This is a genomic window from Chryseobacterium sp. KACC 21268, assembly GCA_028736075.1.
GTDB lineage: Bacteria > Bacteroidota > Bacteroidia > Flavobacteriales > Weeksellaceae > Epilithonimonas.
The window spans coordinates 3,750,075-3,766,593 of the sequence record CP117875.1; the positions used below are offsets into that span (position 1 = coordinate 3,750,075).

Below are 16,519 nucleotides of genomic sequence, written 5' to 3' on the forward strand. Positions count from 1 at the left end.
CTATGGATTCAGAATTGATGATGTTCTACAATGTGGAGAATCTCTTTCCGCCCGATTCCGAATCTGATGAAAAGCCTGCTTCCGGATTTCGCAATTGGGACAGCTACAAGTACAATCTGAAGATCCGAAAACTCAGCAATGTCTTTCGATTCGTAGAGGAAGATTATGGGCAATTGCCGTCCATCATTGGTTTGGCTGAGATTGGCGATAGGACGGTCTTAGAAGATCTGCTTAATGAAGATTCCCCAATTCAGAATTATGAGATCGTCTATCAAAAATCCGAGGACTCCAGAGGATTGAGTGTTGCCTTGTTGTTTGATCAGGCGAAATACACCTTGGTACAATTCAATACTTTGAAGTTTCAGATGGCCGAAAGTGTGGCATTTGATACCCGAGATATTCTTCAGGTTGAACTCTCATTCGAGGGGAAGAAGCTTCACATTTTTGTTTGCCATCTGCCATCTAAAAGGGAAAAAGATGCTAAGAAAGCACAACGCAACTATATCATCAATCAACTACATCTCACTATTCAGAATTTAGTTGATAAAAGAGAACCAATCATCTTGATGGGTGATTTTAATGAGAATCCTGATGCTGAAGAATTGCAGCAATTCTTAACTAATGATAACGGCATTAAGATGCTGAGCAATCCTTTTGAAGCGTTGTTTCTTGATAGTGAATTCTCGACCTATCACGGCAAGAAAGGCCTTTGTTTTGACCAGATTTTATACAGTGAGAATTTGCTTATCGAACAACTTAATTTCCAAACTATCTCTGCCGAAATCTACAACACTCCGCGACTTCGAAACAAAGACCGAAAGAATAGCAGCTATCCGCTGAGGACTTATTCCGGGTCGAGATATATGGGTGGGTGGAGTGACCATTTTCCGGTGGTGGTGCAGCTTAGCAAGTAGATAACACTCCAAATATGTACATTAAAAAAATCCACTCTCTCAAGTGGATTCTTCATTTTAAAGCACAGTGTGCTCGCCCAGATAAAAACTGTTACTTGCAAAAGTCCTCTTCTCGGTGTTGAGGAACGCCCAGACCTCCACCGACTTTCCAATGCAGAAACTTGGGAGGGTGACACTTGCCATCAGGTCGGCGCGCATCACAATACTTTCAAAAATTTGAAAATCGTTCAAATCCTTGCAATAACAGACTAGACTTACCTCATCCGTTGCCGAGGCATTGCCTTGTGTGCTGTTGTCTTCCCACTCCAAATCCAGAACACCATCTGCCTGAGTAGATAGGATGGCATTTTGGAATCCTGTGAGTTCGCCCTTGGTAATCAGCACCTTGTTGTACACAAGTTCCGGAATGCCTGCCAACACCTGCATCGCCTCATTGATGGTGTACGAGGTTGCCAGATTTACTCGGGATTTCACCCCACTACCCGACCCAAAATATTGGGACTGGATGGTTTTCAGCGGTTGCAGAAAAGACACCGCCAGTTTAAACTTTGCCTGTTGCAAAAGTTGCTTCTCGGTAGGCTCTTTTTGTGATGGTTTTGGCAGACTTCGCATAATGTCTTTGCCACGCCAGTTGGCGCCCACTACGGTTCCTACTTTTCCGGAGAATCCACCAAGAATTCCTTTGTTGAATGTAGCCATAATCATTTGTTTTTATTGATTAATGAAACGAAGTTAGGGCACAAAATCACAGGTTGTACACCCCTGACGGGATTTGACCGACTGTGACTTGATTTGACAGGAAATGACCGCTTGTCTCTTAGTTCTTCGGATCATCCTGCACTTTTCTTCGGGTCTTGTTCGGAACAAATCCTCCAATGTAAAATTATTTTTGTTTTTCATAATTTGTGCTTTTTGATGGCATTAAATTAATAAAAAAAACAACACAAAAATATCCATAAGTCACAAAAATTCAATACTTTAAAGACTTAATAATGATAATAAAATATAATTTTAATTTGTTCAAAAAACAGTTTTGATGAGGTCACCAACTATCATTTTAACCTCAGTCAATTTCACGGTTTATATTTTGAAAATTTAGGGATGATGCAATCTTCAGTTCTCATTACAAAACACTATTTTCGCTTTTCAAAACTTAGAGATGACTTCTTCAGATTTTATACAGAAACAGCTAAATATATCCTCCAAAAGCATAGACAGCACCCTTCAGCTCCTTGCAGAAGATTGTACCATCCCCTTCATTGCCCGCTACAGAAAAGACCGCACCGGTAATCTGGACGAGGTGGCGATTGAAAATATATTCAAGCTAAACAAACAGTTTGACGAGATCACGAAACGGAAAGAAAGCATCCTGAAATCCATCGAAGAACAGAATGCACTGAGTCCTGAACTCAAACAAAAAATAGAACAGAGTTTTGACCTTCAGGAATTGGAAGACCTCTATCTGCCATATAAAAAACGCAAGAAGACCAAAGCCGACACTGCAAGAGAAAAAGGTTTGGAATCTTTGGCTAAAATCATTATGAGTCAGCGCAATGACGATGTGGAAATTCTTGCCTCCAAATACCTCAACAAGGATGTGGCTAATGAAGCAGAAGCTTTGCAAGGTGCAAGAGACATTATGGCAGAATGGCTTAATGAAAATCTGTACATCCGAAAAAATTTGCGAAGACTTTTTCAAAGAAAAGCAATTATCTCTTCGAAAGTTGTAAAGGCTAAAAAAGAAGATGAATCAGCGCAAAAATTCTCCCAATATTTTGAATGGCAGGAAGCGCTGAACCGAATCCCAAGCCACAGATTGTTGGCTATGCTCCGCGCAGAAAATGAAGGTTTTGTGAAAGTTTCTGTCGATGTTGACAAAGAAGAAGCGCTAGAAAAGATGGAAAATGCCGTCATCAAGAGCAACAATTCCACGACGAAACAAATAGAACTCGCCATTGCAGATTCCTACAAACGACTCTTGGAACCTGCCATTTCCAACGAAGCGTTGCAGGAGGCAAAAGAAAAAGCAGACTTCAAAGCCATCGAGGTGTTCTCTGAGAATCTTCAGCAATTATTGCTAGCGTCGCCATTGGGAGAAAAAAGGATTTTGGCCATTGACCCAGGATTCAGAACCGGTTGCAAAGTTGTCTGTCTGGATGAGAAGGGCGACCTTCTAAACAACGAAACCATCTATCCACACGCCCCACAGAACGAAACCGGAATGGCGATGAAGAAAATCCGCTCGATGGTGAATGCCTATAATATTCAAGCCATTTCCATCGGAAACGGAACGGCTGGACGAGAAACGGAATTTTTCATTAAGAAAATCGCTTTTGATAAACCGATTCAGGTTTTTGTAGTGTCAGAAGCCGGAGCCTCCATCTATTCGGCCAGCAAGATTGCCAGAGACGAGTTTCCAAATTATGACGTCACAGTTCGAGGCGCAGTTTCCATCGGACGTAGATTGGCCGACCCGTTGGCTGAACTAGTAAAAATAGATGCCAAATCCATTGGTGTTGGGCAGTATCAGCACGATGTGGACCAGACCAAACTGAAAGAGGAATTGGACAATACGGTCATCCGTTCCGTGAACTCAGTTGGTGTTAATCTTAACACCGCGAGCAAATCCTTACTAAGCTATGTTTCTGGAATCGGAGAGAAAATGGCCGAAAACATCGTTAACTATCGAACAGAAAATGGCGCCTTCACGGAAAGAAAAGAACTTAAAAAAGTACCAAGGTTGGGCGAGAAAGCCTATCAACAAGCCGCCGCGTTCGTAAGAATCAAAAACGCTAAGAATCCTTTGGATAATTCGGCGGTGCATCCGGAAGCTTATAAAACCATTGAGAAAATGGCGAAAGACCTGGGCCTCAAAACCGAAGATTTGATTTCGAATAAAGAAAAGATTGCACTCATCAATCCAGAAAAATACATCACGCCAGAAATAGGAATTCTAGGAATTAAGGATATTTTGAAAGAATTAGAAAAGCCAGGACTCGACCCAAGAAAAGCTGCAAAAGTCTTCGAGTTTGACCCAAATGTAAAATCAATTAAAAACCTCAACCCAGGAATGATACTTCCAGGCATTGTGAACAACATTACGGCTTTCGGTTGTTTCGTAGATTTGGGAATCAAAGAAAGTGGATTGGTTCATATTTCACAATTGAAAGACGGATTTGTCTCGGATGTGAATGAAGTGGTGAAGCTTCATCAGCACGTTCAGGTGAAAGTGGTGGAAGTGGATGAGGCGAGGAAAAGGATACAGTTGACGATAATTTTGTAAGCGTTAACCACAAAAGTCACAACAGAAAAATCTACATTCATCATTGGAGAAGAGCAAAAAAGATAACTACATAACTTTGACTTTTTTTTCACTTTTGAATAACTTTCAAAGAATTACAATTTTTGTGACTTTTGTGGTTAAAAAAATTGATAAAGTTCAAATCCTATCAGAACGACCATAATAAAATGCAAACCAAAACACCTTTTTTCACCACCTGCACAGACTGCTTAGGCCTCGGAAAGAAAAAGCGGAGAATCAAGAAAAGTGCGCGCTTCCATTACCAAAAAGCCTTGTTGGAATTTGAGAATGCAGGCCGTGATGGAATTGAACCTACTCCACCAGAAGCGCATTGGTATGTTTGCCCGACTTGCTCTGGCTCAGGATTGATTGCTTCGGATAGTTTTCCTGTTCCAGATGCGGAGAATCTTCCGCACGTCGCCATCATCGGTGCTGGGATTGGTGGCGTGGCATTGGCCGTGGCTTGTCTGCACCGTAGCATTCCGTTTACGATTTATGAACGTGACAATAGTTTTAATGAGCGGTCACAAGGTTACGGGCTTACCTTACAGCAAGCCAGCAAAGCGATTGAAGGTTTTGGGATTTCAAAGTTGGAAAAAGGTGTGGTCTCAACAAGACATCTGGTTCACACGCCCGATGGAAAAGTGGTTGCCGAATGGGGAATGCGAAAGTGGCTTCAAAATTCCGAGAAACAAACACCAAAAAAAACCAATATCCATATCGCCAGACAATCGCTCCGTTCCGCATTCATCGAACAATTGGGCGGAATTGACAAGATAAAATGGGGACATCAACTCATTGATTTTAATGAAACTCAAGACGGTAAAATTGACCTTAACTTTCAAGTCAATGGCGAATCAACAATTGAAAAAGCAGATTTCATAGTCGGTGCAGACGGCATCCGAAGTGCGGTTCGGAATATTTTAATTGGTGAGGAAATTTCCCCTTTGCGCTATTTGGATTGCATCGTGATTTTAGGCATTTGCCCATTGAGTGCATTAGAAAATCCAGACCAACATTTATTAGACTCAGCGACGGTTTTTCAGACAGCCAATGGGAACGAAAGGATTTATATGATGCCATTTGATGCCGATTCCATAATGTGGCAATTGAGCTTTCCGATGTCTGAGAACGAGGCAAAAAACCTCAGCTGTAAAGGTTCAGAAGCGCTTAAGGAAGAAGCCATCCAACGAACCAATTGGCACGAACCAATTCCTGAAATCATCAGTTCAACATTGGCAAGTCAGATTTCCGGATATCCCGTTTATGACCGCGCGTTGCTATCATCAGATTTAATGAAAAACTTCGGAAAAGCCACGTTGATTGGCGATGCCGCACATCCGATGAGTCCTTTCAAAGGGCAAGGTGCGAATCAGGCTTTGTTGGATGCGCTGTCCTTAGCTCGTGAAATCTCAAAAAAATGCAGACCATTATCGCAATGGCGAACCGATGGAATCAGGAAAAGTGTCCTATCCGATTTCGAATCAGAAATGATACAGCGAAGTTCCATTAAAGTTGAAGATTCTGCGGCCGCCGCACAGTTCCTACATTCCGAAATTGCGCTCTATGAAGGGAATGAGCCACGGGGGAAAGTTTTGAAAAGGAAAGATTAATCCAATAAAAAAGCGGTTCTACATTTTTGTAAAACCGCTTTTTGCTTTTTTATTCTGAACTTAAGGATTTGTTGAGAAAATAGAACCGTTGGCAATCAATGCGCGTCTGTTCATTTTCAGGATATCTCTTACCCATTCTGCAAAATCTTCCGGCTGAAGGACTTTGTCTGGATTGCCGTCCGTCAAACCGCCGTTGATGCTCATATCCGAAGCAATCGTGCTTGGCGTCAAAGTGATGACGCGGATGTTTTGTTTTCTCCATTCCGCCATCATCGATTGTGATAATGAAACCACTGCGGCTTTCGAAGCGGCGTAGGCTGACATATTCGGTCCGCCTTTCAAACCTGCTGTGGAAGCTACATTTACGATATCGCCCTGACCTTTTTCTTTCAAGAAAGGATGAACGGCTTTCGCAACGTAATAAACACCGAATAGATTGGTTCTAATCACTTGTTCCCAAGTCTCAGAAGGCATTTCCTCGATGCTTCCAAAATCGCCTATTCCAGCGTTGTTGACCAAAATATCCACACCGCCAAGTTGCTCTGCCAGCGACTCGATTCCGGCTTTCACTTCCAATTCGTTGTCCACACTGAAAACCGCGTAGGCTACTTTCACTCCGGTTGCTTTCAGTTCGTTTGCTGTTATTTTAAGATAATTTTCGTTTCTTCCTGTGATGCCGACATTCACGCCTTCATTGGCTAGGATTTGCGCAACCGCTTTCCCAAGGCCTCTTCCGCCACCGGTGATGATGGCGTTCTTTCCTTTTAAATTCATTGTAATCATTTTTGAAGGTGCAAATTTACCAAACGATTGTTTAGAAAAGAAACATTGCAATTAGATTTAATGAAATCTTATCATTTGGTAAGTCGATAATATATGTCTTCGAGAGCCTCAGACTGACAATTCAAGAGCCTCAAACTGACATTAATAAAAACTCAAAGAGCCTCAGACCGACAAACAGATTGTCACACTGAGGCTCTCGAAGTGCATTAGAAATAGAATTCCTATTACTGATTTTTCAATTGGTCTGGAACATTCGTGGTGACGAATTTCAAACCTTGTTCTTTGAGTTTTTTGTAAACTTCAAGGTCATTCACAGTCCAGGAATTGGTGATTAACCCTAATACATTCGCTCCAGAAATCCAAGTCGGATTCTTTTCGAAAACGCTGTAATGATAATCGATGCCGTCCAATCCTTCTGCCTTTATCTGTTGAGGCGAAAGATTACCTTCCAGATATTGTACTTTGAAGTTAGGTTCTACTTTTTTGATTTCTTTACAAACATTCAAACTAAAAGAGATAAATTCACTCTGAGATTCCAACTTCAAATCTTTGATGGTTTGAATGGTTTTCTTCACAATCTCGTTCTCAAGTTCTGGCGTTTTTGCAGGTTTGATTTCAACAATTAATTTTAAAGACGAATCCTTTTTGCCTTGTTTCAAATAATCTTTCAAAGTTGGAAACTTCTCGCCATTGGAAAGTTTGAGTTTTTCCAATGTTTTGAAATCCGTTTCAGAGACTTCCATTTTCCCGTGGTGCTCATCGTGGTTGATGACAAGCACACCATCTTTGGTCATTCTAACATCGAATTCTGCACCATAGATTTTTAGTTTCTGCGCATTCTCCAAAGCCTTCAAAGAATTTTCAGTCGTTGGCGGATTGGTTTGCCAATAGCCTCTGTGCGCGATGATTTGGGTTTGGGCATTCATTATTATGGAACTTAAAATCGTTAATCCTAGAATTAGTTTCTTCATTAAATTTTTTTTTAAAATTCTCGCTGATTTGGCAAATCAAGCAGATTAGATTAAATGAAATCTGAGTAATCAGCATAATCTGCAAGAGAAAATATTTTTGAATTTGTTTATTTAATCAAATAAAATTATTCGTCGTTGCTCGTTCTTTTCGGCTCGCGTGCAACTGGCCATTTCATTGGTTCGCCTTTTTCGTCGTTTGGCATCACTCTTTTTTCACGGCTTGTGAATTCTGGGTCTTCGGAAGCCATATAAGCTAAAGTGGCTGTCAGAATCACATTGTTCTTCAACTCATCAAAAACAATTTTGTCGTAAGTATCTTTGGTCGTGTGCCAAGTGTAGCCGAAATAGCCCCAGTTAAGTGAACTCAAAGAGAATCCAGGCACGCCCGCCGAAACGAAAGAAGCGTGGTCGGAACCGCCTCCACCAGGCATTCCAGGAAAGTTGGTCTTGATGTTGTCTTTCACTTTTTTAGGAACTGCATCCAGCCATTTTCCGATGTACGCGTAGGAATCTTTGAAACCTTGTCCGCTGATGTCCACCACTCTACCCGTTCCGTTGTCTTGATTGAAAACTGCCTGCACACCTTTGATGATTTCAGGATTGTCTGCCACGAAACCACGAGAACCGTTCAGTCCTTGCTCTTCGCTTCCCCAAAGTCCGACGATGATGGTACGCTTGTTATTTGGATAATATTTTTTGAGGATTCGCATTGTTTCGAGCATCGTCAAAGTTCCCGTTCCGTTGTCCGTCGCACCTTGCGCGCCGTCCCAAGAATCGAGGTGCGCAGAAAGAATGACATATTCGTTCGGTTTTTCTTTTCCTTTGATGATTCCGATAGTGTTGAAGGATTTTGCTTCCGGAAGAACTTTAGACTGTGCATCGATTTTGATTCTAGGTTTCGCGCCTTTTTCTGCCATTCTGTAAAGCATTCCGTAATCTTCCAAATCAATATCGAACATTGGAATCTTTTTGGTCTTGGCCCCGAAAATACGGTTGGTGCTCATAATTCCCGTCCAGTTGGAAATCGCGATGCCCGATGCACCCGCTTTTTCCAAAGCTTCTGGCAACGTGTTGTTATCGTACCCAATCGTTTTGATATAGTCTTGAAAATCTTTGGTCGCCTGTTGTTTTTCGGCTTTCAGTTTGTCGTACAATTCTGGTGTTGCGAATTCCTTGATTTGGTCATCGGAACGACCAATTTTCTGGTATTGCGCCATCAAAACAATTTTTCCTTTCACCGATGTCAACCATTTGTCAAACTCAGCTTTGGAAGTCACTTTCGGAAGAATTACCACTTCAGCTTCAACTGCTTTTTTGGTTGATGGACTCCAGGCCAATTGCGTTGCCGACAAAGTTTTTGTTCTTGGAAAAACCATATCCACGTGTGTGGTTCCGCGTTGCCAGCCTTTCCACGTTCCAAATTGCTGAAGGTTTGCTTCGATGCCCCAAGATTTCAGTTTATCGGCGGTATAATTATTTGCGGAAAGCATTTCTGGCGTTCCAACAAGTCTTGGTCCGATGCCGTCCAAAAGTTCATAGGCCATATCCTCGAGTTGGGAATTGTTGTTGGCCTCGTTGACAAAACTTTCGACAATCGGATTGAGTTTTTCTGTTGATTTTGTTTGAGCGTTAGAAAATTGGACTGCAAAGAAAACTGCAGACATCGTGAACAAAGTGTTTCGCTTCATATCTTTTTATTTGATTCCGATAAAGATAGTAAAATCGGGAGAAAACCGGACTTGGCACTGGCTCAAAAATGACAAAAAAGTCTTAAACCATAAAAGTCACAAAAGAAAAATTAAAAATGAAAAGACTTTCAAAGTCTAAAAAAAAAGATAACGACAATAAAGAACGTTTAACACAAAAGCCACCACAAAGTAAAATTCTGAAGCTTACCGTCTTTAAAATAAAATAAAAACGCATCGTCCGAAAGATGATTGAGATAAATTCTAAAGCGTACTTCATCATTACTCACCTGTTCAGCATCAAGCTGTGGAAATAGTTTTTTGAAATCTTTCAGTGTGGTCCTTTTATCTAAAATAATATGGTGCGACGGAATACTAAAAGTATGATTTTCCGCCTCTGCCCTGTTAAAAAGAATGATGTGATTGTTGGTAGAATATTCGATTCCTTTTTTGTAAATCGTGGTGATTTCACCTTTGAAGTTTGGAAAATTGCCCGCTTTACCATCATATTTTCCATAGGTTTTTTCCATCCAAGGTCTGTCGAGCCATTCAAACGGATTTCCACATTCCCAAAGGTCTGTCTTCGTTGAATCTGTTTTTAACTTAGATATTTTTTCGAAATCAACTTTATTAATAATCAAGCTATTAGAATCTACTAAAGCATCTTTTATCTCAAGATATTTTGATGAAAATATAATGGGTTCCACCTTTTCGGTTGGTTTATTTTCAGTCTTTTCTTTTCTGAGCCAGCCAAGAACGCGGTCGTTTTTGATTTCCCATTTTCCGTTTTTAACTTCGAGCGGAAAAGTTTCTCTAGGTGGACTAAATGGCCCCGGATTTTGTTGAATAATTTCTATTTCATTGTCAGAAACTTTGGAGATAATCGCCACGTGGCCGTAACGGTTGAACAGACTTCCACTGAAAATTATCAAATCATTTTCCTGAGGTTTTAAACGACTTGAATTCTGAAATTGCAACAATTCACGTTTCTCATTTATCTCGCCATCTTTTAGTTTTCCGTCAAAAAAATCTTTGGCGTTGCCGTAATTGTCGGGCATTTTGTGATTTAAGTATTCGTAATAATATCTTTTCACAAATTCTACACATTGGTATTTGAGACCAAGATTGTATCCGTCTTTTGTCGTATTCCTTTCCTCCACGTGATTTACGCCTCCGTTGTAATAAACCACAACACCATTCAAGCTGTCTAGTTTCTGACCAACTTCATACTTCTGATTAAGATTAAATTTTTTGACCGACCAGTTAACCGACAGTATAATTAGTAGAAAAACTGCAACTGCAACTATTTTTTTCTTCATTTTAAACGATATGCTTTTTGTAAAATTAATGAAATATTCTTTGGTTCATTATCAAATATAAGTTTTGTCAAAATCCACTTTTGAACTTTTATTCTAATGCCTACATTTGTAAAAATTAATTCCCGATGTCCGAAAATATTCAGCAAAAGATAGAACAGCTCCGCAAAGAACTCAACCAGCATAATGAAAACTATTATCTGATGGATGAGCCCAGCATCTCTGACCTTGAATTTGATTTATTATTAAAAGAACTTCAGGATTTGGAGGCCAAACATCCCGAATTTCACGATGACAATTCTCCGACTGTGCGTGTGGGTGGCGGTGTAACCAAGATTTTTCCGACCGTTCAGCATCAGTTCAGGATGTATTCTCTTGATAATTCTTACGATTATGATGATTTGGCAGACTGGGAAAAGCGCATCATTAAAACCATTGATGAGCCTGTAGAATTTGTAGCTGAATTAAAATATGACGGTGCTTCGATTTCAATTCTGTATGAAAACGGAAAATTGGTTCAGGCAGTGACGCGTGGCGACGGTTTTCAGGGTGACGAAATTACTTCCAATGTGAAAACCATTTCAGATATTCCTGTAAAACTGACCGGCGATTTTCCTGAACGTTTTTTTATGCGTGGAGAAATTTATCTGACAAGAAAAAACTTCGATAAAATCAACAAACAGCGTGAAGAAGAAGGCCTTGACCTTTTTATGAACCCAAGAAATACAGCAAGCGGAAGTCTGAAAATGCAGGATAGTGGTGAAGTTAGAAAACGCAGACTGTCTTCGGTTTTGTACCAGTTTGTTTCGCAGGAAGTTCCGGCGGAAACCCATTGGGAACTGCTTCATCAAGCTCACGACTGGGGATTCACAATTTCAGAACAGGCAAAACTCTGCAAAAATTTAGATGAAATAAAAGAATTCATCAACTTCTGGGATACGGAAAGACATAATCTTCCATTTGAAATTGACGGAATTGTTTTGAAAGTCAACTCATTAAAACAGCAGAGACAGCTTGGTTACACTGCAAAATCGCCACGTTGGGCGATGGCTTATAAATTTAAAGCTGAAAAAGTAGAAACCGAACTTGAAAAAGTAACTTACCAGGTCGGAAGAACCGGAGCGATTACGCCTGTGGCGAATCTGAAACCCGTTTTATTAGCCGGAACGACCGTAAAGCGCGCATCTCTTCACAACGAAGATATTATTAAAAAACTCGGTCTGCACGAGCACGATTTTGTGTATGTGGAAAAAGGCGGTGAAATTATTCCTAAAATCGTCGGCGTTAACGAAGAAAAAAGAACTTCTGACAGCAAAGAAATTGAGTACATCAAAAACTGTCCGGAATGCGGAACTGAACTGATAAAACTGGAAGACCAGGCGATTCATTTCTGCCCGAATGATTTGCACTGTCCGCCTCAGGTGGTCGGGAGAATGATTCATTATGTTTCCCGAAAGGCTTTGAATATTGATAATCTGGGAAGCGAAACCATCGAACAGTTATATAAAGAAAGACTGATTGAAAATCCTGCAGATTTTTATGCTTTAACAAAAGAGCAGATTCTTCCCCTGGAAAGAATGGCAGAAAAATCGGCTCAGAATATTATCGACGGTATTGAAAAATCGAAAGAAATTCCTTTTGAAAAAGTACTGTTTGGAATAGGTATCAAACACGTTGGAGAAACGGTTGCGAAGAAATTGGTGAAAAATTTCAACACGATTGATGATTTGAAAAAAGCGACTGCAGAAGAATTGTGTCAGGTGGAAGATATCGGGATGAAAATTGCGGTGAGCATCGTTGATTTTTTCAATAATCCTGAGAATATTCTGATGCTGGAAAGATTAAAATCTTACGGCGTTCAACTGGAAAAAGGAGAAAATACAAATGAAGTTTTATCCAACGCTTTGGACGAAAAAACGTTTTTGTTTACCGGAAAATTATCACTTTTCACAAGAGAATCGGCAGAAGAAATGGTGGAAAAACACGGCGGAAAGAATATTTCTGCGGTTTCTAAAAATCTGAATTATCTGGTGGTTGGAGAAAAAGCAGGGAGCAAATTGAAAAAAGCACAGGATATTGGGACGATTACTATTCTTGATGAGCAGGAATTTTTGGATTTGATTGGATAGAGTAATAAAATGATTACAGCAAATAAAAAATATAAAATAGCATCGATAATATATTCTGTGATTCTATTTTTTTCTTTCTTTTTTCTACTGGTCATAATTTTTGCAAGTAGTCATAGAATTAATCTCGGAGCTGAATATTATTTGACAGGCTTTTATTTGATTGTAAATTCTTTTCTTTTACTTAAATTTACAAAAATTCATAATCATAAAGCCAAATTATCAATAGGTTACTTCCTAATTACAATTCTAATCATAAACTTATTTTTTTCACTTTATTTTATCTATGATTTATTTAGTGAAAGTTTAATTTCCAGCTTTTACTTTTTCCTAATTGTAATGTTTATGGCTTTCTTAACCTCTTCAATAATTATAATTAACGAAATACTGAAGATGTTAAAAATATTGAAGTTTGACAAAAGTTGAAAATAGAGACAAAACCCCTAGCCCCGATGGGAACGGCATCCTTTTTTGTGGTGGACGCAACGAAGTGGAGACCGCCGCAAAAAAGATACAGTGGACAGCGGGAAACAGCTCCTAAAAAACAAAACTCTCAGATTTGGGTTTCTGAGAGTTTTATATTTAATTCTGATTTTTCTTCAGCCATTCCAACCGGCGTTGGTCGGGAAGATGTTTTACAGAGAAGTTTTCGAAAGTAGCCTTGAAGCCGTTTCCATCCGGACTTGCCGCCATAAATCCGACCTGTACAGGTGTGTTGTCCTGTAAATAGGCATTTCTCATCATCACATATTCTTTGTCGTCGAATGAATAGAAAATCTCGACTGCATCGAGTCTTCGTACTGCTTTTATCCAGACAAAAGGTGGCGTTTTTTCTAAAACGATAACGCTCCAGTCGCTGGTTTTGTGCGTCACGACGGTACTCAGATTGAACTTTCCGTCCACGAATTCTACGCCGGCTTTGATGTAATTTTGTTCGTCAATTCTCAGCATCAGTCCCATTTGGTCGAAGCGGGCTTTATAATCGCCCGTGATTTTCACTTTGGTTTCGAATTCTCCGCCATACGTTGAGTAATAAAATGGTGCATCATCAACAGTAAAACCGTAGTGTGAAATCCGCCAGTAGTCACTTTGTGGCGTGACGTTCATTATCAGTTTTTTGTCTTTGATTTCCCACTGAGAAGGCTCGTTGAACCAAGTCATTTTTTCAAGAGATTGGGCTTTCAGTCCTGAAAACAAGTTCAGAAATATGATGGAGGACAGTATTATTTTTTTCATCTTGATTGATTTATAGTTCGCGAATGACTTTGCACGGATTTCCGACCGCTAAAACATTGGCAGGAATATCTTTGGTCACCACGCTTCCCGCTCCTATCACCGTATTGTCTCCAATCGTTACGCCGGGAAGAATGGTGCAGCCTGCGCCAATCCACACATTGTTTCCCACCTTGATTGGATAAGCGTATTCCAAAGCTTTGTTGCGCTGCTCGACGTCGAATGGATGACCAGCTGTGTAGAATCCGCAGTTGGGTGCAATCATCACGTTGTCTCCGAAACTGACTTTTGCACAATCAAGAATCACGACGTTGACGTTGGTGTAGAAGTTCTCGCCAATCTCGATATTGTAGCCATAATCGCAGTAAAAAGGTTGCTCGATGTGGAACATTTTCCCGGTTTTGCCGAAGAGTTTTTTGATTAAGGCTTTTCTTTCTTTAAGCTTGGAAGGCTGAAGGTGATTGTATTCAAAACAGAGGTCTTTGGCGATATTTCGTTCTTTGATGAGATGTTTGTCTGACGCGTCATAGATTTCTCCGCTCAGCATCTTTTCTTTTTCGTTCAGATTATTCATTGTATTTTTACTTTGATAATGGGCAAATTTATGGTGTTTGGCTGTTTTTATCAATACTGATTTATAACCAATTTGTTACAACTTGTAATTCAATGAAAAATTACATTCTAATATTTTCAATAATTTTATTCAATTCCTGTGAAAAGAAAGTTGCAGATAACTTTCCAATTCTATCTGAATTTAATCAAACAAAAAATCAATATCGTGTTGATTCCACAGCGTTAGAAAATGTTTCAAGTGAAGGTGGAGAAATAATTTGTTATCAGAATAATTCCGACAAACTTGTTTTTGATTTTTTCATATATGGTGAAACAGGAAAATTAAATTACACTTATTTTACAGATAAGACTTTAAAGTATCAGTTTGTTGTTAAAAGAAACTATGAATATGATAGACTGATAATTGAAAAAAACGTGAAAATTGATTCTACAATTAATTACATAAACTACAAACCAAATAAAATTCTTTACGATGAAAATTCAAACGAAATAAAAGACATAAAAAAACTAAATACTACTCTTTCAGAAATAGACTCTTTCTTTAAAAATACATTAAAGAATAATGTAACTATCAATAAATGAAAACCATCCAATCCGACCTCAACGAAAAACTCCTTCAACAAGAATTCTCTTCCTCTTTAGAAAGCGAAAATTTGCAGTTACAAAAGTGTCAGGAAATTGCACAGCATTTTGTGGTTTTAGAAAACGGCATTGCAGTTCTCAGCGACCTTCAAAATAATAAAAGTTATGTTTATTCAGGGAAATTGGCGGATGCACTGGACATCTTTCAGGAAGAAAATACACAGGAGATTGAGAGCATTTGGGAGGAAGAACTTTTTGCGAAATTAAATGCTGAAGATGTTTTGCAGAAGCATTTGCTGGAACTTCAGTTTTTTCAGTTCATCAAGACGATTCCGTTTGAAGAGCATAAAGATTATTGTGTGGTGAGCAGGTTGAGAATTGCTGACAACCCCAATCAGAAAGCGCTTTTGCATAAAATGTTTTATTTTACCAATCCTGATGATAAAAATGTAGAACTGGCACTTTGCCTTTATCATTTTGATTTTCTGAACTCGTCTCTTCATCACGGAATGATCATCAATACGGCGAACAGTTCGGTCATTCATCAGACGGAGGCCGGGAATTCTGCGTTTCTATCGGGTCGGGAAAAGGAAATCTTGAAGATGATCCAGGATGGGAAAAGAAGTAAGGAAATTGCGGAGTTGCTTTTTATCAGCATTAATACTGTGAATCGGCATCGGCAGAATATGTTGGAGAAACTGCGTGTTGGGAATATGACGGAAGCCTGTGTGATGGCGGCGAAGTTGCGATGGATATGATGAGTTGGAGGGTTGGAGAGTTCTTTTTGGTTGTAAAAATTGGTTAAAGGTTGAAAATCCCTAGCCCTGATTGGAACGGCATCCTTTTTATTGGTAGCCTTGGACTATGCTCAGGTACCGAGAAAAAGATATAGTGGACAGCAGGTTCCCGGCTCCTGAATATTTAGATCATTACTTTTCGCTTTCCAGTTCTTTGAGGTCGATGTCTTTGATGTTGGCTTCTATCTTCTCGACTTTCAGGCTTTGGCGCAGGTAGCCGAAGAGACTCATATACCAATTCGCAACCCAAACCAATGCAAAAAATGCCAGCAGGTAACCGCGCCAATCGTCGTAAAGCAACTTGTACTGCGTGATGACAAGAAATATGAAACTGATGTAATGGCTGAAACAGTACTCGCAGGTGAAGAGGTAAAAGAATTTTCGCTTCGCCAGAGACTTCGTCGTGCCGCAAACATTCTGGCAATATTCCCTCGGTTCGCGGAAAATTTCCTCGTGAGTGACCGTCCAGGCGACGCAAGCGACGGGAAGTGCGATGACGAACAGATAGATCAATTGAGAAGCGAGAGGCAGCATAAGATTTGGTTTTGAGGTGATCGTGCGATAAGCGATAAGCAGAAAAATCAGTGCCAAAAAAACTCAGAACCATTTCTGATACTGAGTTTTT

At 39.8% G+C, this 16,519-nt stretch carries 14 protein-coding genes; 6 read left to right on the forward strand and 8 right to left on the reverse strand.

Annotation, left to right across the window (positions count from 1 at the left end; all coding sequences use genetic code 11):
- The first annotated feature begins 2 nt into the window (after positions 1-2).
- A complete protein-coding gene (locus PQ459_17160) occupies positions 3-914 on the forward strand; it encodes an endonuclease (protein ID WDF46618.1) in 912 nt (303 codons plus the stop codon).
- A 57-nt stretch (positions 915-971) separates the two neighbouring features.
- Here PQ459_17160 and PQ459_17165 read toward each other — a convergent pair whose 3' ends face one another.
- Positions 972-1,613: a DUF6266 family protein gene (locus tag PQ459_17165; GenBank protein ID WDF46619.1), complete on the reverse strand. Its 642-nt coding sequence runs from the start codon at positions 1,611-1,613 to the stop codon at positions 972-974.
- A 460-nt stretch (positions 1,614-2,073) separates the two neighbouring features.
- Here PQ459_17165 and PQ459_17170 point away from each other — a divergent pair, with 460 nt between their 5' ends.
- Complete coding sequence (locus PQ459_17170) at positions 2,074-4,197, forward strand: Tex family protein (GenBank protein WDF46620.1); 2,124 nt, start codon at positions 2,074-2,076, stop codon at positions 4,195-4,197.
- A 185-nt stretch (positions 4,198-4,382) separates the two neighbouring features.
- Positions 4,383-5,828, forward strand: coding sequence for an NAD(P)/FAD-dependent oxidoreductase (locus tag PQ459_17175; GenBank protein ID WDF48740.1), 1,446 nt, complete (start codon positions 4,383-4,385; stop codon positions 5,826-5,828).
- A 60-nt stretch (positions 5,829-5,888) separates the two neighbouring features.
- Here the strand turns inward: PQ459_17175 and PQ459_17180 are convergent, their stop codons facing one another.
- The 4 genes from PQ459_17180 to PQ459_17195 form a co-directional block, all read right to left on the reverse strand.
- Positions 5,889-6,602 (reverse strand): 3-ketoacyl-ACP reductase, encoded by a 714-nt coding sequence (locus tag PQ459_17180; GenBank protein ID WDF46621.1) that lies wholly within the window; start codon positions 6,600-6,602, stop codon positions 5,889-5,891.
- A gap of 233 nt (positions 6,603-6,835) precedes the next feature.
- Complete coding sequence (locus tag PQ459_17185; GenBank protein ID WDF46622.1) at positions 6,836-7,582, reverse strand: glycerophosphodiester phosphodiesterase family protein; 747 nt, start codon at positions 7,580-7,582, stop codon at positions 6,836-6,838.
- 125 nt (positions 7,583-7,707) lie between these two features.
- On the reverse strand, positions 7,708-9,270 hold the full coding sequence (locus tag PQ459_17190) for a M20/M25/M40 family metallo-hydrolase (protein ID WDF46623.1): 1,563 nt from the start codon (positions 9,268-9,270) through the stop codon (positions 7,708-7,710).
- Between the two features lie 167 nt (positions 9,271-9,437).
- On the reverse strand, positions 9,438-10,586 hold the full coding sequence (locus PQ459_17195; GenBank protein WDF46624.1) for a CHAP domain-containing protein: 1,149 nt from the start codon (positions 10,584-10,586) through the stop codon (positions 9,438-9,440).
- 125 nt (positions 10,587-10,711) lie between these two features.
- On the opposite strand from PQ459_17195, the gene ligA reads away from it, so the two are divergent.
- On the forward strand, positions 10,712-12,712 hold the full coding sequence (gene ligA / locus PQ459_17200; GenBank protein WDF46625.1) for an NAD-dependent DNA ligase LigA: 2,001 nt from the start codon (positions 10,712-10,714) through the stop codon (positions 12,710-12,712).
- A 579-nt stretch (positions 12,713-13,291) separates the two neighbouring features.
- On the opposite strand, the gene PQ459_17205 is transcribed toward ligA, so the two are convergent.
- Positions 13,292-13,945, reverse strand: coding sequence for a DUF1349 domain-containing protein (locus PQ459_17205; protein ID WDF46626.1), 654 nt, complete (start codon positions 13,943-13,945; stop codon positions 13,292-13,294).
- Between the two features lie 10 nt (positions 13,946-13,955).
- Entirely contained in the window at positions 13,956-14,516 is a 561-nt protein-coding gene (locus PQ459_17210) for a sugar O-acetyltransferase (protein WDF46627.1), read from the reverse strand.
- 92 nt (positions 14,517-14,608) lie between these two features.
- Between PQ459_17210 and PQ459_17215 the strand changes: the two genes are divergently transcribed.
- A complete protein-coding gene (locus PQ459_17215) occupies positions 14,609-15,097 on the forward strand; it encodes a hypothetical protein (protein WDF46628.1) in 489 nt (162 codons plus the stop codon).
- Positions 15,094-15,855 (forward strand): helix-turn-helix transcriptional regulator, encoded by a 762-nt coding sequence (locus PQ459_17220; GenBank protein WDF46629.1) that lies wholly within the window; start codon positions 15,094-15,096, stop codon positions 15,853-15,855. The genes PQ459_17215 and PQ459_17220 overlap by 4 nt, the downstream gene beginning before the upstream one ends.
- 171 nt (positions 15,856-16,026) lie before the next feature.
- Here the strand turns inward: PQ459_17220 and PQ459_17225 are convergent, their stop codons facing one another.
- Positions 16,027-16,428 carry a hypothetical protein gene (locus tag PQ459_17225; protein WDF46630.1) on the reverse strand — a complete coding sequence of 134 codons (402 nt, stop codon included), beginning with the start codon at positions 16,426-16,428 and terminating at the stop codon, positions 16,027-16,029.
- Positions 16,429-16,519 lie beyond the last annotated feature (91 nt).

What these genes read in the sequence shown, in the direction of transcription:
- PQ459_17160 (WDF46618.1), top strand. Translation starts at nt 3, where the DNA reads ATGGATTCAGAATTGATGATGTTCTACAATGTGGAGAATCTCTTTCCG.
- PQ459_17165 (WDF46619.1), bottom strand. Translation starts at nt 1,613, where the DNA reads ATGGCTACATTCAACAAAGGAATTCTTGGTGGATTCTCCGGAAAAGTA.
- PQ459_17170 (WDF46620.1), top strand. Translation starts at nt 2,074, where the DNA reads ATGACTTCTTCAGATTTTATACAGAAACAGCTAAATATATCCTCCAAA.
- PQ459_17175 (WDF48740.1), top strand. Translation starts at nt 4,383, where the DNA reads ATGCAAACCAAAACACCTTTTTTCACCACCTGCACAGACTGCTTAGGC.
- PQ459_17180 (WDF46621.1), bottom strand. Translation starts at nt 6,602, where the DNA reads ATGAATTTAAAAGGAAAGAACGCCATCATCACCGGTGGCGGAAGAGGC.
- PQ459_17185 (WDF46622.1), bottom strand. Translation starts at nt 7,582, where the DNA reads ATGAAGAAACTAATTCTAGGATTAACGATTTTAAGTTCCATAATAATG.
- PQ459_17190 (WDF46623.1), bottom strand. Translation starts at nt 9,270, where the DNA reads ATGAAGCGAAACACTTTGTTCACGATGTCTGCAGTTTTCTTTGCAGTC.
- PQ459_17195 (WDF46624.1), bottom strand. Translation starts at nt 10,586, where the DNA reads ATGAAGAAAAAAATAGTTGCAGTTGCAGTTTTTCTACTAATTATACTG.
- ligA (WDF46625.1), top strand. Translation starts at nt 10,712, where the DNA reads ATGTCCGAAAATATTCAGCAAAAGATAGAACAGCTCCGCAAAGAACTC.
- PQ459_17205 (WDF46626.1), bottom strand. Translation starts at nt 13,945, where the DNA reads ATGAAAAAAATAATACTGTCCTCCATCATATTTCTGAACTTGTTTTCA.
- PQ459_17210 (WDF46627.1), bottom strand. Translation starts at nt 14,516, where the DNA reads ATGAATAATCTGAACGAAAAAGAAAAGATGCTGAGCGGAGAAATCTAT.
- PQ459_17215 (WDF46628.1), top strand. Translation starts at nt 14,609, where the DNA reads ATGAAAAATTACATTCTAATATTTTCAATAATTTTATTCAATTCCTGT.
- PQ459_17220 (WDF46629.1), top strand. Translation starts at nt 15,094, where the DNA reads ATGAAAACCATCCAATCCGACCTCAACGAAAAACTCCTTCAACAAGAA.
- PQ459_17225 (WDF46630.1), bottom strand. Translation starts at nt 16,428, where the DNA reads ATGCTGCCTCTCGCTTCTCAATTGATCTATCTGTTCGTCATCGCACTT.